At 35.7% G+C, this 26,302-nt stretch carries 16 protein-coding genes; 13 read left to right on the top strand and 3 right to left on the bottom strand.

Annotated elements, in window-relative coordinates:
- Positions 1–133: 133 nt before the first annotated feature.
- The gene (locus E5D58_RS04835; protein ID WP_136480712.1) at positions 134–940 is read left to right on the top strand and encodes an HAD family hydrolase; all 807 of its coding nucleotides are present in this window, start codon (positions 134–136) and stop codon (positions 938–940) included.
- Between the two features lie 55 nt (positions 941–995).
- Here the strand turns inward: E5D58_RS04835 and E5D58_RS04840 are convergent, their stop codons facing one another.
- From E5D58_RS04840 to E5D58_RS04850, 3 genes are read right to left on the bottom strand one after another with little or no spacing between them, the layout of a single operon-like run.
- Positions 996–2,444: an efflux transporter outer membrane subunit gene (locus E5D58_RS04840; RefSeq protein ID WP_136480713.1), complete on the bottom strand. Its 1,449-nt coding sequence runs from the start codon at positions 2,442–2,444 to the stop codon at positions 996–998.
- Complete coding sequence (locus tag E5D58_RS04845; RefSeq protein WP_136480714.1) at positions 2,444–5,638, bottom strand: efflux RND transporter permease subunit; 3,195 nt, start codon at positions 5,636–5,638, stop codon at positions 2,444–2,446. The genes E5D58_RS04840 and E5D58_RS04845 overlap by 1 nt, the downstream gene beginning before the upstream one ends.
- A 2-nt stretch (positions 5,639–5,640) precedes the next feature.
- On the bottom strand, positions 5,641–6,795 hold the full coding sequence (locus E5D58_RS04850; protein WP_136480715.1) for an efflux RND transporter periplasmic adaptor subunit: 1,155 nt from the start codon (positions 6,793–6,795) through the stop codon (positions 5,641–5,643).
- Between the two features lie 423 nt (positions 6,796–7,218).
- Between E5D58_RS04850 and E5D58_RS04855 the strand changes: the two genes are divergently transcribed.
- The 12 genes from E5D58_RS04855 to E5D58_RS04910 all read left to right on the top strand — a co-directional run bounded on the left by E5D58_RS04855 (position 7,219) and on the right by E5D58_RS04910 (position 26,298).
- A complete protein-coding gene (locus tag E5D58_RS04855; protein ID WP_136480716.1) occupies positions 7,219–8,223 on the top strand; it encodes a GntR family transcriptional regulator in 1,005 nt (334 codons plus the stop codon).
- 338 nt (positions 8,224–8,561) lie between these two features.
- Positions 8,562–9,389 (top strand): SDR family oxidoreductase, encoded by an 828-nt coding sequence (locus E5D58_RS04860; protein ID WP_136480717.1) that lies wholly within the window; start codon positions 8,562–8,564, stop codon positions 9,387–9,389.
- Positions 9,390–9,396: 7 nt separating this feature from the next.
- Positions 9,397–10,377, top strand: a complete 981-nt coding sequence (locus tag E5D58_RS04865) for a Gfo/Idh/MocA family protein (protein WP_136480718.1) — start codon at positions 9,397–9,399, stop codon at positions 10,375–10,377.
- 15 nt (positions 10,378–10,392) lie between these two features.
- Positions 10,393–11,568 carry a mannonate dehydratase gene (uxuA, locus tag E5D58_RS04870; RefSeq protein ID WP_136480719.1) on the top strand — a complete coding sequence of 392 codons (1,176 nt, stop codon included), beginning with the start codon at positions 10,393–10,395 and terminating at the stop codon, positions 11,566–11,568.
- Between the two features lie 22 nt (positions 11,569–11,590).
- On the top strand, positions 11,591–12,433 hold the full coding sequence (kduI, locus tag E5D58_RS04875) for a 5-dehydro-4-deoxy-D-glucuronate isomerase (protein WP_136480720.1): 843 nt from the start codon (positions 11,591–11,593) through the stop codon (positions 12,431–12,433).
- Between the two features lie 3 nt (positions 12,434–12,436).
- Complete coding sequence (locus E5D58_RS04880) at positions 12,437–13,231, top strand: gluconate 5-dehydrogenase (protein ID WP_168796629.1); 795 nt, start codon at positions 12,437–12,439, stop codon at positions 13,229–13,231.
- 2 nt (positions 13,232–13,233) lie between these two features.
- Positions 13,234–14,412 (top strand): DUF4861 family protein, encoded by a 1,179-nt coding sequence (locus E5D58_RS04885; protein WP_136480722.1) that lies wholly within the window; start codon positions 13,234–13,236, stop codon positions 14,410–14,412.
- A gap of 8 nt (positions 14,413–14,420) precedes the next feature.
- The gene (gene uxaC, locus E5D58_RS04890; RefSeq protein WP_136480723.1) at positions 14,421–15,824 is read left to right on the top strand and encodes a glucuronate isomerase; all 1,404 of its coding nucleotides are present in this window, start codon (positions 14,421–14,423) and stop codon (positions 15,822–15,824) included.
- 92 nt (positions 15,825–15,916) lie between these two features.
- On the top strand, positions 15,917–17,215 hold the full coding sequence (locus E5D58_RS04895; protein ID WP_136480724.1) for an MFS transporter: 1,299 nt from the start codon (positions 15,917–15,919) through the stop codon (positions 17,213–17,215).
- A 215-nt stretch (positions 17,216–17,430) separates the two neighbouring features.
- Positions 17,431–21,483, top strand: a complete 4,053-nt coding sequence (locus tag E5D58_RS04900) for a two-component regulator propeller domain-containing protein (protein ID WP_136480725.1) — start codon at positions 17,431–17,433, stop codon at positions 21,481–21,483.
- A 201-nt stretch (positions 21,484–21,684) separates the two neighbouring features.
- Complete coding sequence (locus tag E5D58_RS04905) at positions 21,685–24,720, top strand: SusC/RagA family TonB-linked outer membrane protein (protein ID WP_136480726.1); 3,036 nt, start codon at positions 21,685–21,687, stop codon at positions 24,718–24,720.
- 54 nt (positions 24,721–24,774) lie between these two features.
- Positions 24,775–26,298 (top strand): RagB/SusD family nutrient uptake outer membrane protein, encoded by a 1,524-nt coding sequence (locus E5D58_RS04910; RefSeq protein WP_136480727.1) that lies wholly within the window; start codon positions 24,775–24,777, stop codon positions 26,296–26,298.
- Positions 26,299–26,302: the final 4 nt, after the last annotated feature.

Below are 26,302 nucleotides of genomic sequence, written 5' to 3' on the forward strand. Positions count from 1 at the left end.
GACATATTCATTTAATTTCAAGGAATACTTAGCGTTTTGAGCTTTTTTAAAAAGGTTTCTTTTATATAGATTCTTTATTATAATTCTTTTAAATCAGATACTTAAGTTTAATTTAGCGTTTTTAAATTTTGGTATGGATTTTTCTAAGGTAAAACTAGTGGTAACCGATATGGACGGAACACTGCTTAATGAACATAATGAGGTAAGCACAAAGTTTTTAAATCAATTTGAAGAATTAAGGAATCATAATATTCATTTTGTTGCGGCAAGTGGAAGACAATATCAGAGTATTGTTGGTAAGCTGTATTCAATAAAAGATGATATTTCGATAATAGCTGAAAATGGAGGCATCCTAGATTTTGAAAACAAAAAAGAGGTATTATTTAAATTGTCTTCATATCAGATTAACTCCACCGTTAAAGCTATAAGAGCGATTGAAGGAGCGCATATAGTACTGTGCGGAAAAAAGACGGCATATATAGAATCGAGGGATGATGCATTTATCTCAAAATTTAAAATGTACTATTCTGATTATGAAATTGTTAGGGATTTAACTCGGGTTAAAGATGATGAGTTTATAAAAATAGCTGTTTATCATTTCGATTCTTCTGAATTATATGTGAAGCCCTTCTTAAAAAATATCGATCACCAGTTAAAAGTATTAGTCTCTGCTCAAAATTGGTTAGATATTGCACTTTCAGAGGTCGATAAAAGTTACGGCTTACAACTTCTGCAGCAAAAGCTTAAAATCAAGACTGAAGAGACTATGGTTTTTGGAGATTACAATAATGATTTAAACATGCTAAAATTGGCTAATTTTAGCTATGCCATGGAAAATGCGCATGCCAATGTAAAGCAAGTAGCGAATTACGAAACCAAAAGTAATGTTAACCAAGGTGTGGAATATATTTTAGAAAAGCTGCTTGCTCAAAGAAGCTGAGTACTTATTGTTTTAATTTAGTAATTCAACTTTTTCGACTCCTAAGATAGAGGAACTAATTCGAATCTGCTTGATTGGTTGCTGCTTGCTCCTCTGCTTCGGTAAGCCAACCACCTCCAAGAGCTTTGTATAAACGAACATAATTGCTCAATAGTTCCGATCTTAAGTTTTCCAGCAAAAGTTCTGCATCAAAGGCTTGACGCTGCTGCTCCAAAAATTCCAAGTAACTAGTTACTCCTTTGTCATAGCGTTCACGCGATAAGAATTGGGCCTCTAGAGCAGCTCTTCTCCTTTCATTAGCAATTTCAATTTCTTCTTTTACAGTGCGGATAGTAGCTAATAAATTTTCTACTTCGGCGATAGCACCAAATACAGAGTTTTGATAGCGGTATAAAGCTTGATAGGTACGGCTATCTTCAATATCTACTTGTCTTCTTAGCTGCCCCCAATTAAAAAGAGGAGCTACAAGTTCTCCACCAATGTTCCATAATGGGTTTCCAAGACTTAGTGAATTAAACGTAGGGCCGGCAACACCTAAAAGACCATTTAAGCTTAAAGAGGGCAAGCGATTGGCTTTAGCAGCACCAGTTAAAGCATTCTGAGAAATAACATCAAACTCCGCTTGCAGGATATCTGGGCGCCTACTTAATAGGTGTACTGGAGGTGCTATTGGAAAATTAATATTATAATCTTGCTGAGCTAGCGGCAAGCCCGTTTCAATACTGCCAATATTTCTTCCTAAGAGAAAACTTAAATTATTCTCTAATTGAACAATTTGTCGTTCATATTGCGGAACTGCACCAGCAGCAATGGTATATTGTATCTTAGCTTGGTCAACATCAATCATTGGTACAATGCCTTTGTCATAACGAGCTTGAATGATTTGAGTCATGCTATCTCTTGACTTGGCATTTCTTTTAGAAATTTCATATTGTGATTTAGCACGTAATAAATCAAAATAGGTTGTAGCTACCTCACTTACTAACGAAATCATAACACCTCTGTAACCATATTCAGTGGCCATTAAATCGGCTTTAGCCGATTCAGAAAGTCTACGAATTTTCCCCCAGAGGTCTATTTCCCAATATACACCGGCACTTCCAATGATAGCGTTAGATGTAGGGCCAATATTATTTAATAGAAAGTTTCCCCTGTTTATCTGTCCGTTTGCAGAAAATTTAGGAAGAAAATCGGCATTTTGTATTTTAAGAACATACCTAGACTGGAGCACGTTTTCGGCTGCAATTAAGGCATCTCGGTTATTAGCGAAAGCTTCTTTTATGAGTGTATCTAAAACAGGATCTTTAAATAGTTTCCACCATCTTATATCCGAGGTGTCTATAGCAATCTCTTGAGTATTTATAGAATCAAAACTAACGGTTTTTAAGGTGTCCATTTGTTTAAAGGACTTTGGTTGGTTTAAGTCTACGCCTTTGTAGTTTTTCCCAGCTTTACATGCCATAATAGCGGTGAGAACCAATATTAAATAGAGTACTTTTTTCATTATGATTCTTTTATGGCGTTAGCATTTTCCAAATCTCTTTTCTTTTCATAATTCCCGATTTTCCCAATTAGCAAGTACAGCATAGGGTAGAAGAATACACCAAGCAAGGTGGCTATAGTCATACCTCCAAGGAGTGCCATACCCATTACTTTTCTGGCTTCAGCTCCTGTTCCGGAAGCAATAACCAATGGGAAAACACCTAAAATGAACGAAAATGCAGTCATTAAAATAGGTCTAAACCTTGCTTTGGCTGCTTTAACTGCAGCATCAAAAAGAGATAAGCCATTTTTAAATTCGTCATGAGCAAATTCTACAATAAGTATAGCATTTTTGGCAGCCATACCTATAAGCATAACAAAAGATACCTGTGCAAATATGTTATTCTCAAAGCTTACGCTGAATAGTCGAGCAACCCATAAGAAAAAGAGGGCTCCAAAAATAGCAAAGGGTGTTCCTAATAAGATAGCAAATGGTAAGCTCCAGCTTTCATATTGTGCAGCCAAGATTAAAAATACAAAGATTAGTGAAAAGGTCAATATAATGCCTAAAGAGCCGGAAGCCTTATTCTCTTGAAAAGACATGGCATTCCAAGAGGTTGTCATATCATCAGGAAGAACCTCGGATGCCACTTCTTTAAGAGCAGCCATGGCCTGCGATGATGAATAACCTGGAGCAGGTCCTCCAGTAACTTCTACAGACCTAAATAAATTAAAGCGAGTAGTATAGTCTGGACCAGAAGCAGGCTTAATAGTCGCCAAGGTAGAGAGCGGAACCATTTCATCTTCAGAATTTTTAATAAAGAAATTTTCTATTTGAGATTCGTCAACTCTATACTCACTTTCGGCTTGAATATAGGTTTTATAAAGCCTTCCAAATTTTGTAAAATCGTTAACATAAGAACCTCCCATAAAAGCTCCAACAGTCGTATACAAATCGTTAAGGGGGACACCTAATTTTAATGCCTTTTCTTTATTAATATCCATAAATCGCTGTGGAACTGCACTTTGAAAAGTAGTGAAAGCCTTTCCTATTTCTGGACGGGCGTTGGCAGCGGCAATAAATTTGCCTACATTCTCCGATAAGTAACTAGGCGTATTTCCTCCCTTGTCTTGAAGCATAATACTAAAACCAGAGCCATTACCCAACCCTGGAATGGCTGGGGGGCCAAACGCAAAAGCTTGTGCGCCATTTATTTGAGTGGCCAACGCTATGTTAACGCGATCAATAATTTCTTTTGCAGAGGCATCTCTATTTCCCCATTCGGTTAGCGTTACAAACATAAAAGCATTGTTTGTAGCCATAGAACCAGAAAGTAAACTATATCCTGTGGCATTTGTAACGTATTCAACCTCGGGAATATTCATAAGAATTTGTTCTACCCGACTACCAATTTCATCGGTTCTTTGAAGCGATGCAGCATTTGGTAATTGTACATTAACATAAAAGTAGCCCATGTCTTCCTCGGGTATAAAGCCTCCAGGAACTAATTTTCCGAAGAAACCAGCACCAATGGTTAGAATGATAATAAAAACAACTCCACGTTTTATTTTACCAGTTAGAATGCTGGTATACGAGGTGTAACTGTCTGTTGTTTTTCCAATAAACTTATTAAAGCTTGTAAAGAACCTGCCAAGTAAACCACCATATGGAGATGGTTTTTTTAATAATATAGAACATAATGCAGGGCTTAATGTTAGGGCGTTAACGGAAGAGACTAATACAGATACCACAATAGTGATAGCAAATTGCTGGTACAAAATACCAGTTATTCCTGCCATGGCCGCCACAGGTATAAATACGGCAACTAGTACTAATGTTGTAGCTATAATCGGTGCCGTTACTTTTCTCATAGCTTCAAGCGTAGCTTCTTTGGCAGTCATACCTTGTTCTATATTTACTTGAACAGCCTCTACCACTACAATGGCATCATCTACAACAATACCAATGGCTAAAACCAAACCTAAAAGCGATAATACATTAATGGTGAAACCTAGCATTGGAAAAAATATAAATGCACCAATTAATGATACTGGTATGGCCAGTGTAGGAATTAAAGTAGCTCGCCAATCTTGTATAAAAACAAAAACGACCAAGATTACTAGTATGAGGGCAACAATGAGTGTGACTATAATATCTTTTATACCAGCGGTAATAGGGAGCGTGGAATCTAAAGAAACATCATAGGTCATGCCATCTGGAAAACTTTTACTAAGTTCATCAATTTCCATTTTAATGTTTTCTGCAAGTTCTACGGCATTGGAACCTGGTGCCTGATATAATGCTACAATAGCCGAAGGTTTGGAGGTTTTATCTTTTCCTTCTAGGTTAACTCCAAGCCTGGGAATCATGCTATAGGTTTCAGTACCAAGGGCCACGCGAGCAACATCTCCAATTTTAACTTGAGATCCGTCTGGTAATGTTCTAATAACAATATCTTCAAAAGCTTCTGCTGAATTAAATCGTTCTGGTAACCTAACAGTATATGTAAACTCTGTTCCGGGAGGTGCTGGTTCAGCGCCAAACTTACCCCCAGGTACAATAACATTTTGCTCGTTTATGGCATTAACTATTTCGGGAACTGTAATACCACGAATAGCTAGTAAATCTGGTTTAATCCATATTCTCATGGAGTAATTGGAAGCCCCCATAACGTCAACACGGCCAATACCTGGTACTCTTGCTAGTCTGTCTTTTATGTTAATTAATCCGTAGTTACCCAAAAATTCCGCTGTATTATGAGCTGGATTACTAGTTGTAAGGGTAACTAACATTAAAATATTTGGCAGCGACTTTTTGGTGGTAACCCCATACTGGGTTACAGAGGCCGGTAGTTTAGCTGTAGACGCTGATACACGGTTTTGAGCCAGTACCGTATTCATGTCAGGATCTGTACCTACATCAAAAGAAACTTGTACAACCATGCTTCCATCGTTGGCATTTGTAGATTTCATATAAATCATGTTGTCTACACCATTCATTTCCTGTTCAATAGGGGTGGCAACAGATTCTTCCACATTTAAGGCATTCGCTCCAGTGTAAGATGCTCTCACTTCCACTATGGGAGGTGTAAGGTTGGGGTACTGCTCAATGGCAAGTCCAATAACAGAAACACCGCCTACAATTACTATAACTATGGCAATTACCATAGCTACAATAGGGCGGTGAACAAAAAAATTACCTTTATTTTCCGCCATATTTATTCAGCTGTTTTACTTTTAAATTCGCTTTCAACAGGAATCACGGTCATGCCCGTTTTAACTTTTTGCAAGGCATCTATAATGACTTTATTACCGTGCTTTAAACCTTCTTCTATAATGACAAGGTCTCCCATTTTTGTTCCAATTTTTACTGGATTCGATACTACTTTGTTGTCATTGTCAACAATCATTACGCTATATTGTCCTTGTAATTCGATAAGACAACGTTGAGGTATTATTATTGCATCTTTAGCAACCGTTAGTTGGAGTCTAACTTTCGCATAAAGTCCTGGACGTAAAATTTTTGAAGGATTAGGAAAACTTGCCTGAATAAGTAAAGATCCAGTTGTGGTATTTATTTGACTGTTAACGAAATCGATAGTTCCTTTATGTTCAAACAAGGTGCCATCGGCCAAAAGAAGTTCTACATTAGGTTTTATATTGCCTTCGTGAACGTCTTTTGAAACCTCCTCTGCCGTCTTGTTAGCATGATATTCTCTGGCCAACTCAAGGTATTTAGATTCTGAAATTGAAAATTGAACTCTTACTGTGTCAATCCTTGATACGGTATTTAGGATAACTGGATTAGGACTTTTTCCAACATATTCGCCTTCTCTAGCTTCTGTTTTTCCTATTAACCCATCAATAGGAGAGGTGATTTGAGTATAGCCTAATTTAATCCTAGACTGCTTTAAATTGGCATTAGCGGCATCAACAGACGAAATTGATGCCTCATAGGTAGCCTTGGCAGCATCAAGATCACTTTTACTTACAGCATTTATTTTGGCAAGTGGCTCGTATCTTTCAAGTTCATTTTTGGCATTTACTAGCATGGTTTCAGCTTGTGCTAAGCCACTTCGTTTCTCGGCAACTTCTGCCAAATAAGGGTCTTGATCAATACTGTATAGCAGCTGTCCCTTTTTTACTTGTGTGCCTTCTTCAAAAGATATTTTTTCAAGATAGCCATCAACGCGTGCCCTTATAGGAATATCTTTTAAGCCATAAATTTGTCCAACTAGTTCATTGTAAACAGGGACATCTTCTTTTTTTGCCTCAATCACGGGAATTTCTTGGGGAGGTCTTGTTTCTTGGGCTTGGTCATTTTTACAACTATAAAACAAGCATGCCACGGCGCAAAGTATAGTATATTTCATAAGTGAATTACAATTATATCAAATGTAGAAAATAAAAAGGCGCCTACAAAGAAAAGTTGGTCTAAGGTTTTTTTTTATGATGAAGGGTTTAAATTTAAGAGCAAAGCAAAGAGTAAAGAGTAATATAGCTTACTTAATTAATATGGGCAGCAAGTTATTTGAGATTTAAAAAAAAAGAATAAGTAGGTTTTATAAATTATTAATGATTAGTGGCTAATTTCAAAGAAATTAAACTGCTAGATTTGTATATTTTTTAAAAATATTTATTCTTGATTCTCACGAAGTTAAGCAATTATATCAAAAAATTATTTTTGATTCCGAAAGTACAGGATAGATATGTCGTTTTAATATAATTTCTTTGAAAGAATAAAGCTTCGGTTTTATTAACCATTTGTAAACCAAACTAGTGCGAGTTCCAGAAAAATGATTGACCAAAAAGTTATTCTTAGGGATATTAATAAAAATAATGTTCCCAAATATATAAAGGTGGTTAACGCCTTCAAAGAATCTATAGAAGCTAATGTTTTTAAGGCAGGAGATAGTATACCGTCAATTAACGAATTTAGCAAAGATTACAGTATCTCGCGTGATACTGTTTTTAAAGCTTATACGCTTCTCAAAAAGCAAGGTTATATTAAGGCAACTCCCAACAAGGGTTACTACATAAGTGAAAGTCAAAAGCGGGTATTATTACTTATCAGTACCTTTAAAGCATATAAAGAGGTTTTTTATCATTCTTTTATGAGTTATATGTCTGATAATGTTATTGTTGATTTGCAATTTCATCATTATAATATTAAGAATTTTAAATCTATGTTAAATCCAGATAACGGCAAGTATTACAAATACGTTGTTATGGGTTTTGATCATCCGGAGGTTACTAAAAGTCTTTCACAAATAGATTCAGAAAAGCTTTTGTTAATCGATTGGAAAGCTAATTTAGGTTGTTCGGGTAATTTTGTGTTTCAAGATTTTGGTGAGGCCTTTTATTCTGCGCTCCAAAAAGCATCAAAACAATTACACAAATACAAAGCCTTAAGTTTTGTGTATCCAGAATTTACAAATCATCCAATTGAAAGTGTGGAGTATTTCAAGAAGTTTTGTGCTAATTACAATTTTAAATATTCTGTTTGTAATAACTCTAAAGATTTAAAAGTAACACAGGGTACCGCTTATATCTGTGTTAATGATCGTATCCTGTATGAACTTCTAGAACAAACTACTGAAAAGGAATATGATTTGGGTACAGACGTTGGGATATTGTCTTATAACGATACACCACTAAAAAGATTTACATATAAGGGAATTTCTGTTATATCTATCGATTTCAAAGAGTTTGGTGCAAAAGTAGCTAGTTTTGTTACTTCTTCTAATCAACCCTTACAAACGTATTTAGATACACATCTAATCCTTCGAGATTCACTTTAAACCATCTTTTAAAAGTTTTGTTTTTTGCTTGCGAATACAGGACAGAGCAGGACGGCATCCTGTAGGGTGTTGGATATATTTGTTTTACAAGAAAAAGTAAAACAGCAGGCTTTCGTTTTCTAACTAAATAAGCTGTAAGCAGGTTGAGCGATTCGTTTTGAAAGATTGTTATACCAATGCTATAATTGTACAATTAAGGAGTGATAGCGTACAATTTTATTGGTATCGCTTTTAATAATGGTTAGAATGGTATTATTTTGATATTCTGCTTGAAGGCTTAATGAAAAGCTAAAAGCGTCATTTAATTTAATTAATAAAAACAGACAAATAAACTAATAATGAGTAAAACAATTGTAATTACCGGAGCAGGAGGTGTTTTATGCGGTGCATTAGCAAAAGCCTTGGCAAAACAAGGGAATAAAATAGCGCTTTTGGATTTAAATAAAGATGCAGCTATTCAAATGGCAGACGAAATTAATAAGGATGGAGGAGATGCCGTTGGTGTTGAGGCTAATGTTCTAGAAAAGGAATCATTGGTTAACGCAAAGGATGAAGTAGAGAAAGCTTTTGGTAAGTGCGATATTCTTATAAATGGAGCTGGAGGAAACCATCCTTTAGGAACAACGTCTAATCCATTTTTAGAAGCGCAAGATTTAATCAATAAAAATGAAGGGTTTAAAACCTTTTTTGATCTTGATCCTAAAGGTATTCAGTTTGTATTTAATTTAAATTTCATAGGAACCTTACTACCTACGCAGATTTTTGCCGAAGATATGGTTGGTAGAGAAGGTTGTAGTATATTAAATATTTCATCAATGAATGCTTTTACACCTTTAACAAAAATACCAGCTTATAGTGGAGCAAAGGCAGCCGTTTCAAATTTCACACAATGGTTAGCGGTGCATTTTTCAAAAGTAGGTATAAGAGTGAATGCGCTGGCGCCAGGTTTCTTTTTAACCGAACAGAATAGAACCTTATTAACAAATAGTGATGGTAGTTTAACGCCTAGAGGAAATCAAATAATAGATCAAACACCTATGGGGAAATTTGGTGAGCCCGAGGACTTAGTTGGAACTACTCTTTGGTTATGTGGAGAGGGAGCTTCGTTTGTAACGGGAGTTGTTGTGCCAATAGATGGTGGATTTAGTGCTTACAGTGGTGTTTAATTTTTAAATGGTCAAAAAGAAAGTGGCAGAAGAAATAGTTAAGTGGGGAATTATTGGATGTGGAGATGTGGCTGAAGTTAAAAGTGGACCAGCATTTCAAAACAGCCAGAGTTCTGAGTTAGTTGCTGTAATGCGCCGTAATGCCAGTTTGGCTGAAGACTTTGCTAAAAGGCATAATGTGCCACATTGGTATAGTAGTGCTAACGATCTTCTTAATCATGACGGTATAAATGCTGTTTATATAGCAACCCCACCTTCAACTCATTTAGAATATGCCATAAAAGCCTTAAAAGCAGGGAAAAATGTGTATATTGAAAAGCCAATGGTGCTTAATATTACTGAAGCAAAAGAGTTGGAAAAAGCATTAAGCAATAGCAATCAAAGATTGGTAGTTGCTCATTATCGTAGGTTCCTTCCTATGTATTTAAAAGTTAAGGAACTTATTGAATCGGATGCTATTGGAAATACTAAGTTTGTTGATCTAAGGTTTCTTCAGCCATATAATTTTAATGACAAGGCTACATGGAGATTAGACGAAGAAGTATCTGGCGGTGGTTATTTTCACGATATTGCACCACATCAAATAGATTTAATGTATTATTTCTTTGGTGAGTATAAAAGAGCGGTTGGATTGTCTATAAATCAATCAAAAATTAATAAAGTAGATGATACTGTTAATGGCATTATTGATTTTAGTAACGGTACGCAATTTAGAGGTATGTGGTCTTTTGCGATTCCAGAATATCTGGAAGAAGATCGATGCACAATTTATGGTGAACATGGAACAATTGAAATATCGTTTTATAATGATAGATTGATACTAAACTCGAGCAAAATAAACAGGACTTTTAATTTTAAAAACCCAGAAAATATTCAACAGCCGATGATACAGCAAACGGTTAACTATTTTCTCGGAAAACGAAGTAATCCCTGTCCGTTTGAAGATGGTCAATTAGTAACTAAATTAATGGAAGAATTTACAAAATAAAGTAAACTAAAAGTAATGGAACAAACATGGAGATGGTACGGGCCAAATGATCCTGTATCCTTATCAGATATTAAACAAGCGGGCGCAACAGGCGTTGTTTCTGCATTACATCATATTCCTAATGGAGAAGTATGGACTGTAGAAGAAATTCAAAAACGGAAGACTATAATTGAAAACGAAGGCTTAACGTGGAGTGTTGTTGAAAGTATTCCGGTTCATGAAAATATAAAAACCCGTTCTGGAGCTTACCAAACGTATATCGAGCGTTATAAAGAAAGTATTGAAAATTTAGCACAATGTGGCGTAAACATTGTATGTTATAATTTTATGCCAGTATTGGATTGGACAAGAACAGATTTAGATTTTGAAGTAGAAGATGGTTCCAAAGCGTTGCGTTTCGATGTGATAGCTTTTGCGGCATTCGAATTGTTTTTGTTAAAACGACCAGGCGCAGCAGAAGTTTATTCCAAAGAGCAGCAAGAAGAAGCAAAGGCTTACGTAGATGGTCTCTCTGAAGATGCAAAAACTAGGCTAGTAAATAATATTATTGCTGGTTTGCCAGGTGCAGAGGAAGGATATACACTCGAGCAATTTCAAGAAATTTTAGATACCTACAAGGATATTGATGCCCAAAAACTGCGAGAAAATTTGGTGGATTTTTTAAAAGAGATCATACCTGTTGCCTCTCAAAACAAGGTATTAATGTGTATACATCCAGATGATCCTCCTTACCCTATTTTAGGCTTGCCAAGGGTAGTTAGTACCGAAGAAGATTATGCCTATTTATTTAACAATGTTCCAGATAGAGCAAATGGTATTACATTTTGTACTGGATCCTTAGGAGTTAGAGAAGATAATAATTTGGTGCAAATATTTAAGCGTTTTGCAGATCGTGCTCACTTTCTTCACTTGAGAAGTACAAAGCGCGATGCAGATGGGAATTTTTATGAGGCCAATCATCTTGATGGCGATGTTGATATGTATAACGTCATGAAAGAAATTCTCCGTGAAGAAAAACGCAGACGTTCAGAAGGAAGAGTAGATCATGCTATTCCTGTAAGACCAGATCATGGTCATCAAATGCTTGATGATTTACGCAAGAAAACCAATCCTGGATATTCTGGTATTGGAAGACTTCGTGGTTTGGCAGAATTAAGAGGTCTAGAGTATGGCCTAAAACAAACAGTATAATAAATTCAAATGCATTAAAATAATGAAAACACAGTACGAAACACGTTATGCCTCGAGTCCTAAAGCGGTTAAAGCTTATGATACACAAGAGTTAAGAGACGAATTTTTAATTGATAATTTAATGCAAGAGGACCAATTGGTTTTGGTTTATACGCATTATGATAGATATATGGCAGGATCGGCTGTGCCGGTTGCTGGACCAATTACCCTTGAAACAATTGATCCCTTAAAATCCTCTTATTTTTTAGAACGCCGAGAGATTGGAATTATCAATGTGGGAGGTGACGGTATCGTGGAGGTTAATGGCGATGTTTATGAACTTACTTTAAAGGATGCACTTTATATTGGAAGTGGAAACGAACAAGTGGTTTTTAAAAGTGTAGATAAAAACAACCCAGCTAAGTTTTATTTAAATTCGGCACCTGCTCATAGAAATTATCCAACAAAAAAAGTGAGTAAAGCTGAGGCAAATAAAATTGAACTTGGGTCTTTAGAAACAGCAAACCATAGAACTGTAAATCAGCAAATTATTGGAGGTATTGTTGATACATGTCAACTGCAAATGGGAATGACAGAATTAAAAACAGGTAGTGTTTGGAATACGATGCCTGCCCACGTGCATGATAGAAGAATGGAAATCTATTATTATTTAGATATTCCTCAAGATCAGGCTGTTTGTCATTTTATGGGGCAACCGCAAGAAACACGTCATATTTGGATGCAGAACCATCAGGCTGTGATTTCGCCACCATGGTCTATTCATTCAGGTTCTGGAACTGCGAATTATACTTTTATTTGGGGAATGGCTGGTGAGAATTTAGATTATGGTGATATGGATGTTGCAAAAATAACTGAATTAAGATAAACTATGAGCATGTCATTATTTGATATTAAAGGAAAGAATGCTTTGGTAACTGGAAGTACTCATGGTTTGGGTATGGCTATGGCCAGAGGATTGGGGCTTGCTGGAGCCACAATTATTGTGAACGGAAACTCTTCTCAGGAAAAAATTGATAAAGCAGTTAATGAGTATAAAAGTGAAGGGATTAATGCTTTTGGATATAAGTTTAACGTAGCTAATGAAGAAGAGGTCGTTGCGGCGGTAGCTAAAATCGAGGCAGAGGTAGGACAAATAGATATCCTTATTAACAATGCTGGAATTATAAAACGTACACCATTAATTGAAATGGAGGTAGCCGATTTTAAGCAGGTTATAGACATTGATTTGGTAAGTCCGTTTATAGTTTCTAAGCATGTGGTGCAAGGAATGATAAAACGTAAGGCTGGTAAAGTAATTAACATTTGTTCTATGATGAGTGAGCTTGGTAGAAATAGTGTTGGTGCTTATGCGGCCGCTAAGGGTGGCTTGAAAATGTTAACCCAAAATATGGCAACAGAATGGGCCAGACATAATATTCAGGTTAATGGTATTGGGCCAGGTTATTTTGCGACCTCTCAAACAGCACCTATTCGTGTGGACGGACATCCGTTTAATGATTTTATTATAAACAGAACGCCTGCAGCTAAATGGGGAGATCCTAATGATTTAGCTGGTGCGGCAATATTTTTGTCGTCCAAGGCTAGCGATTTTGTAAATGGTCATGTGGTTTACGTAGATGGAGGTATTTTAGCTACAATAGGTAAACCAGCAAACGAAGAATAATCATGCGAAAGATAGCTTTATTTTTGATTTTAAGTGGTTTTTTTGTTCCTGCTGGTTGCCAAGAAACGAACAAGCATATTATTACAATCGAGAATACATTAAACCTAGACCGATCTTTTGAAACCGTTGAGATTAATAAATCGGCTTTAAAATTAAATCAAGGTGAGGTGTTTGAAAATCTTTTAGTTAAAGATTTAGAAGCAAATAAAGTTTTATTATCTCAATTCGTTGACTCTAATTTAGACGGTGAGATAGATATGCTTTTATTTCAGCCCGAAATTGGTGCGAATGCTACAAAAAAGTACGAATTGGTAGTTGGGGATGATCCAAGCAAAGAGGAAACTATTGACTATTGTTATTCAAGATTTGTTCCTGAACGTACAGACGATTATGCTTGGGAGAATAATAAAGTAGCATTCAGAACTTTTGGACCAGATGCACAATACCGATTTGAAAACAATCTTAAAAAGGCAACACTATCTAGTGGTATAGATGGCTGGTTAAAGCGCGTAGAGTACCCAATAATTAACAAGTGGTATAAAAACGATTTGGAAGGAAAAGGATCTTATCATGATGATCATGGAGAAGGTCTTGATAATTTTCATGTGGGAGTAAGTAGAGGAGTTGGCGGTATTGCCGTTAAGCGTGATACGATATTTTATATTTCAAAAAACTTTACAAAATGGCAAACCATTACTACTGGCCCCTTAAGGACAAGTTTTATTCTACATTATGAAGATTGGGATGCCAATGGAGATATGATATCTGAAATCAAGCATATTTCCTTAGATTATGGTAGTAATTTATCAAAATTTGAGATTGAAATTACGGGTACAAAAACATTTCATGCAGGATTAACACTACATGAAAAAGCTGGGGAAGACACACATAATCTGGCCTCTGGATGGGTGTCTTATTGGCAACCACATGACGATTCCGAATTAGGAAAAGGTATTGTTGTTCCTAATAACAATATGGTATCCTCAGAACTTTACGATACACCAGTAAAAGATAGAAGTAATTTATTCGCAGAGATAAAAGTTGTTGATGGTAAAGGTGTTTACTATGCTGGTTTTGGTTGGGAAAAGGCAAATGACTTTACAAGCAAAGAAGACTGGAATGCCTATCTTGAAGATTTTTCAACAAAAATAAACAACCCATTAAAGGTTATTTTGAACTAAACTAACATATGACAACAACTAGTTTTATTAATGATAATTTTGTTTTGCAATCCGAGATTGCTAAGACCTTATATCATGATTACGCTAAAGATTTACCTATAATCGATTATCATAATCATTTATCTCCGCAATTAATTGCAGAGGATGCGCCTGTGAAAAATATAACAGAAGCTTGGCTGCAAGGCGATCATTATAAATGGCGGGCTATGAGGGCCAATGGTATTGATGAGATTTATATTACCAGTTCTGCAACTTCACATAAAGAGAAGTTCTTGAAATGGGCAGAAACAGTACCTTACACCTTAAGAAATCCTTTATTTCATTGGACACATTTAGAGTTAAAGCGTTACTTTGGTATTGATGATTTGCTTCATCCTGACACAGCTGAAGAGATTTACGAAAAGGCTAATCTTATTTTAGAAAACAAAACACCTGCTCAGCTTTTAGAGGATATGAAAGTAGAGGTTATTTGCACAACAGATGACCCTGTAGATGATCTGAAATATCATCAAGAGATAGCTGAAAAGGGAATGTATACGAAAGTTTATCCTACATTTAGGCCAGATAATTTGCTATCCATTCAAAGTACTTCTTTTAATGCTTATATTGAAAAATTATCGGCTTGTGTTGAATTTTCAATAAGTAATTTAGACGAATTAATTAAAGCGATACAGATCCGAATTGACTTTTTTAATTCTTTAGGTTGTAGGCTTTCCGATTATGGCTTAGGGACTTTATTTGCTTCGCATTTTACAGAAGAAGAGGTCGACACTATTTTTAAAAAGCGCCTAGACGGACAGCAAATATCTGATGATGAGGCCGAGATCTTTGGATCTTGTATTTTGATGAGGCTATGTGAAATGTATCATGAAAAAGGTTGGGTACAACAGTTTCATATTGGAGCTATTCGAAATAATAACAGCAGGCTTTTAGAACAAGTTGGTTTGGATGCAGGTGTAGATTCAATTGGAGAATTTCCCGCTGTACAAGCAATGTCTAAACTTTTTGATGCACTTAATTTAAAGGACAAATTAGCCAAAACCATAACCTATAATCTTAACCCGGCACAAAACGAAGTGTTTGCTACAATGATGGGCAATTTCCAAAGCGCCGATTGCCCAGGTAAAATGCAATGGGGCTCAGGGTGGTGGTTTTTAGACCAGAAAGATGGTATGGAAAAGCAAATAAATTGCTTGTCTAATATGGGACTTTTAAGCAAGTTTGTTGGTATGCTTACAGATAGTAGAAGTTTTTTATCTTTTCCTAGGCATGAATACTTTAGACGTATTTTATGTAATATTATTGGTGAGGATGTTAAGCAGGGTCTCATTCCCAACGATATTGAGTTTTTAGGGAAAATAGTTCAAGATATTTGCTACTACAATGCTAAGGCTTATTTTAATTTTAAGTAAACGTAAAAACGACTTACATTAGGCTGTAACTTAGTAAAGTGTTAAATGGATTTACAATAAATGATGATAATAACAAATAAACCAAAATAATTATGAGTAATACAAAAAAGATTGGTAACTATCGCTATCGAATTTTGGCGTTGTTAATGTTTGCAACAACGATCAACTATTTCGATAGAAGTATCATTGGGGTTATGGCACCCACCTTAGAAAAAATGTTTGGGTGGACCAATACTGATTATGCAAATATTATGATATCTTTTAAGGTGGCTTACGCGCTGGGAATGCTCTCAATGGGAGGTTTAATCGATCGTTTAGGAACCAAAAAAGGGTACGTGTTATCCATTGGTCTTTGGAGTGTTTTTGGCATGTTGCATGCCGCGGTTCGTCCAGGTTTTAGTGTCATAGGGTTTGCGGCAGCTCGATTTGGTTTAGGTTTTGGTGAGTCTGGAAACTTTCCAGCAGCTATTAAGACAACAGCCGAATGGTTTCCAAAAAAGGATCGTGCATTTGCAACCGGTCTGTTTAACGCTGCGACGAGTATTGGTGCTATAGCGGCGCCTTTTGTTATTGGTTGGATTGTACATGAAAATGGTAAGAACTGGCAAATCCCTTTTTTAATTACAGGACTTTTAAGTGCTATCTGGGTGTTTTTATGGTTAAGAACATATAAGAAGCCAGAGGTTCATCCAAAGGTTTCAAAAGAGGAATTAGCTTATATTCAGGCCGATTCGGAAGTAGAAAATGAAGAAAAATTACCTTGGAAAAGTGTTTTAGGAAAGCGTCAAACATGGGCATTTGCATTAGCTAAAGTAACAGATGCGGTTTGGTGGTTTTATCTTTTTTGGGGAGCAAAATTTTTGGCAGAAACGTTTGGTGTTAATATAAAAAATATTGCACTTCCTTTCTTTGTAATTTATATTTTGGCTGATGGAGGAAGCATCTTAGGAGGCTACTTGTCTGGTGTATTTATTAGAAAAGGTTGGTCGGTTAATAGAGCCAGAAAAACAACCTTATTTATATGTGGTTTAATCATTTTACCAGTAGCTTATGTAGCCATAACGGATAGTAAATGGTTGGCTATTTGTTTAATAGGATTAGGGGCTGCTGGGCACCAAGCTTGGTCAGCCAATATTTTTACCCTAGCATCAGATGTGTTCCCTAAAAAAGCCACGGCATCGGTTGTTGGTATTGGTGGTATGGTGGGTGCTGTTGCAGGAATTGTAGCCGATTTCGCTTTGGGTTCGGTACTTGATCAAGCAGGAAATACAGGCTATTTTTGGGCGTTTTTAATTGCAGGGTCGTGTTACCTTATTATTTTAGGTTTGGTTCATTTAATCATGCCTAAAATGACTCCAATGGATGAGAATTTAGAGTTGATTAAAGAATAGACCGAAGACTATCATAAATAAAAGCTGCAATTAATTTTTTTGATTGCGGCTTTTTTTATTTCCAAGAGCTTATTTTTGTTAGGTTTTGGCGATTTCATGTTTACCATGTTTGGAATATTATTTTATCGTTTTATTTTTAACCATATCTAAAATTTATTTTCTTTTCATATTTTTCACATTTAAAATATCATTGGACGATTTGATAGTTTTGTTTTATGTATAAACTATTTGCTTTTTTCTTTTTAATGTTTTCTGTGTTGCTTGGTAATTGCCAAACAGAGGCTTATCAATTCAATCATTTAACTTCGGCTGACGGTCTTTCCCAAAGTGCTGTTATTGCCATGCATCAGGACCAATTAGGAAGAATTTGGATAGGTACACGCGATGGTTTGAATAAATATGATGGTACTAAGTTTGAAGTATATAGGACAGATGAGGATAATCCGAGGTCCATTAGTAATAACGATATTTTGTCCATTCATGAAGACAATGATGGGTTTATATGGATTGGTACCTATAATGGCTTAAACAAGTATAATCCTGAAACCAATGAGTTTAAGAGGTATTTTCATAACGAAGAAAAAAATTCTTTAGCGAACAACACGATTTGGACAATTGAGGTTCTTTCTAGTGGTGAGGTTTGGTTTGGTACCTCGAAAGGATTGTCCATTTATAACAAATTAGAAGACAACTTCAATAATTATTTATACGAATTTGATCGACCTGTACAAGGTGAGGTTACATCTATATTTGAGTCGTCTAATAAGGATGTTTATATTGGGACAGGTGCAGGTATCTATAAGATAAATTTAAAAGGCACTTCCCCTGAGTTTTCTATTTTAAAAGGAAGCGAAGGATTTTTTGTGCAGGACCTCGAACAAGGTGATTCTCATATTTTTATAGCAACCAGGAATAACGGGTTATTTAGGTACCAATTCACTAAACAAACATTCAAACCCTATTTAAGCGACCACTTTATAGATCCAGGTAGCAAAAATGTTAGGCAATTGTTATTTGATGACCACGGCGCACTTTGGGTTGGGACTTACAATGGTTTAATAATTATTAATAAAGACAAATCTACCACTACCCTTAAAGCTAATATTGCCAATAAGAATGGGTTGAGTAAGAACTCCATTAAGGCCCTATTTAAGGATAAGAAAGGTTCTATTTGGGTTGGTACGTATTACGGAGGCATAAATATTTGGGATGAAACTAACGTTAATTTTCGTAGTATAATTCAGAAATTTGGAGGGGGTGGCTTGAATTATTCTGTAGTTAGCTCGATTGAAAGTTACAAGGATCTAATTCTTTTTGGTACCGAAGGAGGAGGTATTAGTGTATGGAATAAGACAAGCAATAAGTTTTGGTTTATTGATGAGCATAATTCAGAATTGTCAGGCACTAATATAAAGGCTCTTAAAGTTATTGAAGATTTTTTGTATGTAGGTACGTTTAAGAATGGGATCGAGATTTATAATTTAAAGACCAAACGGTTCGAAAACAGTAAAATACCCAAAAACCTCTATGATATATTGAGTTCCACGGGTGTATATGCTATAGAGAAAGATAAGCTTAATAATATTTGGATTGGCTCTTTTGGACAAGGAATTTTTAAGTATAGCGTTGATAACAAGAGTTTTAAAAGAATTCAGAGTTCGCAAGCGTATAATATTGGCTTATCAAGTAATCTAGTCAGGACTATTTGTATTAGTTCCAATAATAACATTTGGGTTGGCACAGAGAAAGGTTTAAACAAAATTGTTGAAAACGAGGTTGTTGAAACGTTTTTTTATGATGCCAAAGTGCAGTATGGAGACGATATTTTATGTGTTTATGAAGATACTTTAAAGAATTTATGGGTTGGAACAAAGTCTAAAGGTCTATATAAATTTAATGGCGAGACTTTAAAGCCAGTTAACCTTTCATTAAATGGGTCCAAAATTTCTGCCGTACATAGTGTTTTAGAGGAAAATGAGGGGCAAATTTGGCTAAGTACAAATTTAGGATTAATACGCTTTAATCCAACGAACAATGAAGCGCATCTCTATAATCAAACAGATGGAATTGTTAGTAATGAATTTAACGATAACGCCAGTTTAAAAATAAACAAAACACAGTTCTATTTTGGCGGACCTGAGGGTGTAACCTATTTTGATTCAGGAAAAATAAAAACAAATAAGTGCGTACCCCAAGTTATATTAACTCAGTTTAATATAAGAGAAAATAAGGACGATAACGACAGTTCAAAACCAGTTTCAAAAAAAACATTACCATTCACTAAATCAGTAAAATTATCTCATACGCAGGGTAACTTTAGTGTGTCTTTCTCAATTCCGAATTTTATTAATTCTAGTAATAATAAATACAAGTATAGGCTTAAAGGTCTTGAGGAAAAATGGAATTTAACAACTGGTAATTCGGCATCATACACAATTCAAAACCCTGGAGACTACATTTTTCAGGTAAAAGGAGCAAACAATGATAATATTTGGAACGGGAAACCCACAGAATTAAAAATACGTGTTGATCCCGCCCCATGGCGAACTTGGTGGGCATTTGTAATTTATGGCTTGCTCATTTTGGGAGCGCTTTATTTTTTACTCCATATCTTAAAATCAAGAACAAAGCTAAAACACGATTTGCAGCTAGAACATTTAGAAACAGAACGAACCAAAGAATTAAATAAAGTTAAACTAGAATTTTTTACAAATATTTCTCATGAATTTAGAACACCTCTTGCCTTAATTCTAGGGCCTTTACAACAAGTTATTGAAGATTATTCGGGTAGTAATAAGGTGTATAAAAAACTCTTGGTAATTGAAAATAGTGCAAACCACTTACTGCAGCTTATAAATAGACTTATGGACTTCAGGAAGTTAGAGAAGAATTTATACAAATTGGAAACCGCCGAGGGAAATATTGTTAAATTTTTAAAAGAGATTTATTTATCGTTTTCCGAGTTTGCCGAGGATGGGAATTACACCTATCAATTTCTAAATACATCAGATGAAATTTTAGTTTATTATGACCGGGCCAAATTGGAACGCGTTTTTTATAATTTAATTTCTAATGCTTTCAGGTATACCCCAAAGGGTGGAACTATTATTATAAGAATTGGACAAATTGAAGAGGAGGTCTTTGTTAGTGTTGAAGATACTGGGGTTGGCATAGCCGATGAATATAGAGATAAGATATTTGAGAGGTTTTATGAAGTAGCAATCAATAATAAACCGGATAATGATTATAATAAAGGTACAGGGATTGGACTTTCTATTGCCAAGAATATTGTCGATTTACATAAAGGCGAAATTTCTGTGAGTAATAATAATGACGGGCTGGGTTCTATATTTAAAGTAAAATTATTACTTGGTTGTGGGCATTTATCGGACGAAGAAATTATAAAGGATTTCAAGTTTAGCGATGATGTTTCTCAATATATAGAACAACTAAAACCACAAGTAAATCCGCTTGGATTTGATGTGCCGGACATTGCAAATAGCGAAAAGCAAACAATTTTAATAGTAGAAGACAACAAACCTCTAAGAAAGTTCATGAAAGGAGTCTTGGATGGTAGTTATAATATTCTGGAGGCTGAAAACGGCCATGCAGGGTTTAAAATTGCTAAAAAGGAATTTCCAGATTTAATTGTTAGTGACGTAGTGATGCCAGTTATGACTGGTACAGAACTTTGCGCAAAAATTAAAGACGATGTAAGAACAAGCCACATACCTTTAATATTGTTAACCTCAAGGACATCTTTAGTCTATAAGTTAGAGGGGTTAGAAAGAGGAGCAGATGACTACATAAGTAAACCTTTTGATATTAAAGAATTTAAATTGAGAGTAAAAAATTTATTAAAAGCCACGACCAGGCTTAAAGAGCGATTTACAGAAGAAGGAGGATTAAACCCAAGTCAGGTTACCGTTACTTCGGTGGATGAAGTGCTCTATAAAAAGGCTGTTCGAATTGTTGAGCAGCATATTGGAAACAATGATTTTGATGTACCCTTCTTTGCATCTGAACTGGGAGTAAGCAGAACTATGCTTTTTACAAAGATTAAGGCGTGGTCTAATTTTACTCCAAATGAATTTGTGCTGCACTTTAGAATGAACAGAGCAGCTCAACTTTTGGAGCAACAAAAAATAAATGTTTCAGAGGTAAGCTACATGGTTGGCTTTAAGAATCCAAAGTACTTTAGTAAATCTTTTCAAAAGAAATTTGGGAAAACACCCACGCAATATGCGAAGAAATTCAACGAAGATTAACTGTTAAAGTGTTGTTTTTAAGGCTATTGAATTTTTTTACCCCCTATTATGTACTTCTACTTCTCTTGTTTGTCTTAGTTTTAAAACATGAAAAACACGAAACCGAACAAGCGCTATATCGAGTTGATTTTAATTGTCATTATAGTAGTGTTCAGTTTAGTAATTATTTATTTGAGCTAAGATTAACTAAATTTTAAACTAATGAAAAAAAACAAACTATTAAGAAATGTGTTCTTTGTGTTGTTAGGTTTTTGTTTTGCGTTTACAGCAACCGCGCAAGAGAAAACAATTACGGGAACAGTAACGGGAGAGGCAGATGGTATGCCGCTTCCTGGTGTAAATGTTATTATTAAGGGAAGTACTTCAGGAACTTCTACAGATTTCGATGGAAATTATTCTATTGACGTGACCGAGGGAGCAACCTTAGTGTTCAGTTATATTGGTTACATTTCAAAGGAAATTCTTGTTTCAAGTGGGGTGAACATCAACGTTAGTTTATCTGAGGACGTAAGTGCTTTAGATGAAGTCGTTGTTGTAGGTTACGGCTCTACCAAAAGAAGCGATTTAACGGGGTCTGTGTCTTCCGTAGATTCGGAAGAGTTAACAGCTTTTCCCGTTCTAGATGCTCAACAAGCCCTTCAAGGACGTGCGGCTGGTGTTGTTGTGCAATCTAACAATGGAGGTGAACCAGGATCACCAATTGCAGTTAGAATCAGAGGTAATACTTCTATTGGAGCAAGTAGTGCAGCCCTAGTTGTGGTTGATGGTTTTGTTGGAGCTGCATATCCGCAAGCAGCCGACATTGAATCTGTAGAGGTATTAAAAGATGCATCGGCAACTGCTATTTATGGTTCTAGAGGTGCTAATGGAGTTATTATGGTAACAACTAAGAAGGGAAAGAAAGGAAAAATGACAGTAGAGTTGAATACCGACTATTCTATTCAAAATGTGTCTAACACTTTAGATTTATTGAACGCCAATGAGTTTGCTAATTATCAACAAGCTATCAATCCATCTTATCAGCAAGGACCTGATAATACAGATTGGCAAGATTTAATTTATCAAACAGGAAATACGGGAAATTATCAATTGTCATTTTCCGGAGGCTCAGAAAAGATTAATTACTACGTGTCTGGTAACTATTTTGATCAAAAAGGTGTTGTTGTTAACTCTGGTTTTGAGCGTTTTTCTTTCTTAGGTAACGTCGATGCCGATATTACTGATAAATTTAAAGTTGGGTTTAATTCATTTGGTAGCAGAAGCACAAAAGACGGTGTTACCACGCAGGCCCAATCTGGTGGTCGAGGCAGTGGTGACGTTATTTCCTTAGCTTACCGTTTTGTTCCTGATTTAGGAGTAAAGGATGCCGATGGTAACAACACCATAAATACGGTAGGGGATGAAGTAGATAACCCATATGCTATAGCAACTGAAACTCAAGATCAAACGCTTATAGATAGATACCGAGCTAATTTTTATGCACAGTATGAGATTATAGAAGGTCTTACGTTTAAAACAACTTTTGGTTGGAGTACTAGAAACCAAACAAGAGGTCGTTTTCAGCCCTCGACACTCATTACTACGGCAGGTGGAAATATTGGAGGAAGAGCAAGGTCTGAAAGTGTAAAGAACTCTAATATCTTGAGCGAAAATTACTTAACTTATAAAAGAGAAATAGGTAAAGGAAATTTAACTTTACTTGCTGGTTATTCTTATCAAAAAGATAAAACAGAACGATTTGAGGCAGGAGCCGAAGGTTTTGTGAGTAATAGTTTAGGGTATTACAATTTACAAGGAGGAAAAACACCTCTAATTCCAACCTCTTCGTATTCTGAATATGAAATACAATCCTTATTTGGTAGAATTAATTATGACTACGATGACAGGTTCTTATTAACCTTTACAGGTCGTAGAGATGGGGCTTCAAATTTTGCAAAGAATAATAAGTATGCGTTTTTTCCCTCAGGTGCTTTTGGTTGGAAAATGTCTAACGAGAATTTCTTAAAGGAAAATGAAACGGTATCTAATTTAAAACTTCGTTTAAGCTATGGTGTTACTGGTAACCCATCCATAGATCCTTATCAATCGCTTGCGCGATATAGAGCTATCTATGCCGTAGCCGGAGACGAAACAGTAAATGCTATTGTTCCAGATCAATTGGCTAATCCCGATTTAAAGTGGGAATCTTCATACCAAACCAACCTAGGATTAGATTTTGGGTTATGGAATAATAGAGTAAACTTTACGTTCGATTACTATAATATCGATACGAAAGACTTAATTTTAGGGGATAGTTCGGCTCCAGAGTATGTGGGTTATTTTACTTTAAACTCTTTAAAGAATATTGGAGAAATGAATAATCAAGGTTATGAAATTACTTTGTCTACTAGGAATATTCAAACCGATAATTTCACTTGGAATACAGATTTTAATTGGTCAAGAAATAGAAATAAGGTGACAAAACTTCCAGATGGAAATGACATCTTCTTAGATTCGGCACCAGGACATTTTCTTCAAAACGAAACACATATTTTAAGAGAGGGAGAAGCATTAGGTCAGTTTTTCGGATATGAGTACCGTGGGGTTTATCAAGGTGGAGCTCTTCCGGAGGGTACGGCTGTTTTCGATGGAGCCGTTGCTGGAGATGAGTTGTTTACAGATATACCAGATGAAGACGGTAACAGAGATGGTGTTATAAATACAGACGATCGCAAGATAATTGGTGATCCTAATCCAGATTGGTCTTTTGGTTTTAACAATACCTTTAGATACAAAGATTTTGATTTGGGAGTGTTTTTCCAAGGAGCAGTAGGAGGTGATATTTTTAGTTACACATTCCTTGAATTAGCGTCAGGAGGTTCTAATGCTACAAAAGAAGCATTAAATGTTTGGACTCCGACCAACACCAATACAAATGTGCCTTCTGCGGCAGTACGTGGAAAAAGAATTACATCTAGATTTGTTTACGATGGTAGCTATGTAAGAATGAGAAACATTGCCTTAGGGTATAATCTTCCTAAAGATGTCGTAAACAAAATAGGAATGGATAATATAAGAGTATCATTAAGTGGACAGAATTTATGGACCATAACAGATTACCCTGGAACAGACCCAGAAGTTAGTTATGAAGCGCAAAATAATTCGAACGCAAATAGCAGCAATGTGAGCCAAGGTTTTGATTATGGAAATTATCCAAATTTGGAGTCTATAACTTTTAGTTTAAACTTAAAGTTTTAAGAATACATTGAAAAGCGTTTAGCGAGATACTTTAAAAATTTAAAATATTAAAAAATGAAAAATATAAAAATCTTATTATTCTTATTGACGGGTTTGTCAATATTTGGGTGTTCAGATCTTGATGAAGATCCAAAGGGAGTTTTATCTCCGGATGGTTTTTTCCAATCTGTTCAAGATGTTCAAACGACTATTAATGGTACTTATGGTAATATGGGTGAAGAACGTTTTTGGGGAAGAAAATTTTCACTGCCACTTATGCTAAGAAGCGATATGGTTGGTATTGGCGATCAAGGTACGGCAGAAAGACGTATTGATCATGATAACTTTACGGTTTCGGCTGATAATGGAATGATTACCTCTTTTTGGCCTAGAGTTTATCAAATTATTGGTGGGGCAAATGAAGCTATTGCAGGAGCAGCTCAGTTAGGAGCCGAGGAATCTCAAATAAATCCGGTAGTGGCTCAGGCTTATTTTGTTAGAGCTTATACTTATTTTCACTTGGTTCGCTTATTTGGTGATATTCCTTATTTAGATGAGCCTGTTACAGATATTGAAGCGGCAAAATCAATTTCTAAAACATCAGAGGCAGAAGTGTATGCGAAGATTATTGCAGATTTAGAGTACGCAAAACAATGGCTTCCAGATACGCAGCCTTCAAGTGCCTATCCTTCAAAAGCTACAGCTGCGGGATATTTAGCACTCGTATATTTAACAACTAATGATTTCTCTAATGCTTACACCGAAGCAAAGTTTGTAATTGATAACGAATCAAGATTTGGTTTAGGTTTGGTTGCCGATTTTCAAGATTTATTTGATGCAACTAAGCAAGGCGGGTTAAATGAGGCCTTATTCACTATAGATTTTAATGGATTTAGAAGTGGTAATTATGGACAAGACTATATGCCTGCTCTTACAGGTATAAGAGCTAACGAGTTTGGAGATATTGGTGGCGGATGGTCTGTGGCTGTGCCTAACGTTGAAGTCTATAACCGTTGGGATGGACGTGACTACAGAAAATCTGTTAGCTTAGATACCACTGGTGTTTTTGATGGCGTTGTTGATGATTTTGTAAATTTTCCAAATTACGATTCAAGAAATATCCAAAGTGCATATATAGCTAAGTACGCTAGGTTTACCGGGCAAACCTCCAATGGTAATGGGCGTGGGTCAGAGCATAATTATGCACAATTACGTTATGCGGAGGTGCTATTAATTGCAGCAGAGGCCTTAAATGAAATTACGCCTGGTACAACAGAAGCTGATGGATATGTTAATAGGGTGCGTGGGCGTGCAAGAAATCAAGCAGGTACTATAACAAATTTCCCTGCAGATGTTACTCCAGGATTATCTCAAGATGATTTTAGAACCATGGTTTTAGAGGAAAGAAAGTGGGAGTTAGCTTTTGAGTTCAAAAGATGGTACGACATTAAAAGACGTCGATTGGGAGATCAGGTATTTGGAGCCAATGGTATTGAACAAAGACCCAATTTTAGTGCGAATAGAGATTATTTGTATCCTTTGCCTAATGATGAGTTACAACGTAATCCTAATTTGGAACCGAATAATCCGGGTTACTAAAATT

Source organism: Cognatitamlana onchidii, assembly GCF_004804355.1.
Lineage (GTDB): Bacteria > Bacteroidota > Bacteroidia > Flavobacteriales > Flavobacteriaceae > Cognatitamlana > Cognatitamlana onchidii.

Bases quoted from the DNA above. Each gene is read 5' to 3' on its own strand.
- E5D58_RS04835 (WP_136480712.1), top strand. From the start codon at position 134: ATGGATTTTTCTAAGGTAAAACTAGTGGTAACCGATATGGACGGAACA.
- E5D58_RS04840 (WP_136480713.1), bottom strand. From the start codon at position 2,444: ATGAAAAAAGTACTCTATTTAATATTGGTTCTCACCGCTATTATGGCA.
- E5D58_RS04845 (WP_136480714.1), bottom strand. From the start codon at position 5,638: ATGGCGGAAAATAAAGGTAATTTTTTTGTTCACCGCCCTATTGTAGCT.
- E5D58_RS04850 (WP_136480715.1), bottom strand. From the start codon at position 6,795: ATGAAATATACTATACTTTGCGCCGTGGCATGCTTGTTTTATAGTTGT.
- E5D58_RS04855 (WP_136480716.1), top strand. From the start codon at position 7,219: ATGATTGACCAAAAAGTTATTCTTAGGGATATTAATAAAAATAATGTT.
- E5D58_RS04860 (WP_136480717.1), top strand. From the start codon at position 8,562: ATGAGTAAAACAATTGTAATTACCGGAGCAGGAGGTGTTTTATGCGGT.
- E5D58_RS04865 (WP_136480718.1), top strand. From the start codon at position 9,397: ATGGTCAAAAAGAAAGTGGCAGAAGAAATAGTTAAGTGGGGAATTATT.
- uxuA (WP_136480719.1), top strand. From the start codon at position 10,393: ATGGAACAAACATGGAGATGGTACGGGCCAAATGATCCTGTATCCTTA.
- kduI (WP_136480720.1), top strand. From the start codon at position 11,591: ATGAAAACACAGTACGAAACACGTTATGCCTCGAGTCCTAAAGCGGTT.
- E5D58_RS04880 (WP_168796629.1), top strand. From the start codon at position 12,437: ATGAGCATGTCATTATTTGATATTAAAGGAAAGAATGCTTTGGTAACT.
- E5D58_RS04885 (WP_136480722.1), top strand. From the start codon at position 13,234: ATGCGAAAGATAGCTTTATTTTTGATTTTAAGTGGTTTTTTTGTTCCT.
- uxaC (WP_136480723.1), top strand. From the start codon at position 14,421: ATGACAACAACTAGTTTTATTAATGATAATTTTGTTTTGCAATCCGAG.
- E5D58_RS04895 (WP_136480724.1), top strand. From the start codon at position 15,917: ATGAGTAATACAAAAAAGATTGGTAACTATCGCTATCGAATTTTGGCG.
- E5D58_RS04900 (WP_136480725.1), top strand. From the start codon at position 17,431: ATGTATAAACTATTTGCTTTTTTCTTTTTAATGTTTTCTGTGTTGCTT.
- E5D58_RS04905 (WP_136480726.1), top strand. From the start codon at position 21,685: ATGAAAAAAAACAAACTATTAAGAAATGTGTTCTTTGTGTTGTTAGGT.
- E5D58_RS04910 (WP_136480727.1), top strand. From the start codon at position 24,775: ATGAAAAATATAAAAATCTTATTATTCTTATTGACGGGTTTGTCAATA.